Annotated in this window: 1 protein-coding gene; it reads right to left on the bottom strand. The window is 55.2% G+C overall.

Annotated elements, in window-relative coordinates; genetic code table 11:
* Window positions 1-250: AIR synthase-related protein (locus ACFVYJ_RS13860; RefSeq protein WP_463255453.1), on the bottom strand; the 250-nt coding region annotated here is incomplete at both ends.

The following is a 250-nucleotide window of genomic DNA, read 5'->3' as shown; positions in this document are numbered from 1 at the left end:
AGTTGATTGAATCATCTGCATTTGGCGCACCAATGACTTGGGCAATGTCACCCAGTCCGGCAGCATTCAGCTCGGTCAGCACTTGCTCCAGATCTGCGCGCTTCACCTGCATCACTGCACCGAGTTCTTCACTGAACATGGCTGCGGCCCACTCATTACTATCTGCGGCCAACATGTCGAGATTAATATGAACACCCACTCGGCCGGCCATCGCCCTTTCAGTCACCGTTGCCCGCACACCACCAGCAGA

Source organism: Pontibacter sp. JAM-7 (assembly GCF_048548695.2).
Taxonomy (GTDB): Bacteria; Pseudomonadota; Gammaproteobacteria; order Pseudomonadales; family Balneatricaceae; genus Neptuniibacter.
Note: the sequence above shows the minus strand (reverse complement) of the source record. Positions and strands in the feature narration are given on the sequence as shown.